An 808-nucleotide genomic window follows, 5' to 3' on the forward strand; every position below is an offset into this window, starting at 1 on the left:
GTGGTGGGGAAGGCGGTGCGGAGGGCGTCGGCGAGGGGGTGGCCGTCGGGGACGAGGCGCGTCCAGGTGTAGGTCGCCCCGCGTACGTTCGCGGGAGCCGGGCGGGGTACGAGGCGGTGGGTGAAGGCCCGCACCCAGGGGGCGACGCCCGCGACGGACGCGTCGTCCTCGCCCCGGGACGGCGGCAACGCGGCGATGTGGGCCGCGAGTCCGGCCACGCTGGCCGTGACGAGCGCACCGGTGTCGACGGGCGCCGCCCGCCCGAGCGCGCGGGCGGCGTCGGCGGCGATCTGGGCGAGGCGGAGGGAGTTCACATGGAGGTCGGAGAGGAGGAGGTCGTCGTCGCGGATGGCGTCGGCGGGGAGTTCGAGGGCGGTGGCGATGAGCGTGCGGATGGTGACGAGGGGGCCGCCCCCTCCTCCCGCCGGGGGCTCCGCCCCCGGGCCCCCGAGGGGGGCGGTCCCTCCGCCAGCGGAATCCGCAGGCCCCGCCGGCGTCGAAGAGAGGAACCCGCTGCCGGACGGCGGCATGTCGGGTTCATCGAATGGCCGGGGCACGGCCCCGCGCGGCGCCGACTGAGCCGACGCGCCGACCGCCCCGGGTACGCCCGGGACCGCGACGCCGTCGGCGTCGGCGTCGGCGTCGGCGTCGGCGTCGGCGTCGGCGTCGGCGTCGGCGTCGGCGTCGGAGAAGGCAGACCCCGAGGCTCCGCCCGGGCCGGACCCAGCCGGGACACCGCCGTCGGAGGCTGCCGCCCCGGCCCGCGGGGCCGGTGCCGCCTCGGGGGCCGGGGGGCGGAGCCCCCCGT

1 protein-coding gene is annotated in these 808 nt (G+C 79.8%); it reads right to left on the reverse strand.

What is annotated here, in order from left to right; genetic code table 11:
• The coding region (locus tag K6I33_RS35385) for a phosphopantetheine-binding protein (RefSeq protein WP_229358881.1) at window positions 1-808 on the reverse strand (808 nt) is incomplete at both ends.

The sequence above is a fragment of the Streptomyces sp. UNOB3_S3 genome (genome assembly GCF_020740895.1).
Classification (GTDB): domain Bacteria; phylum Actinomycetota; class Actinomycetes; order Streptomycetales; family Streptomycetaceae; genus Streptomyces.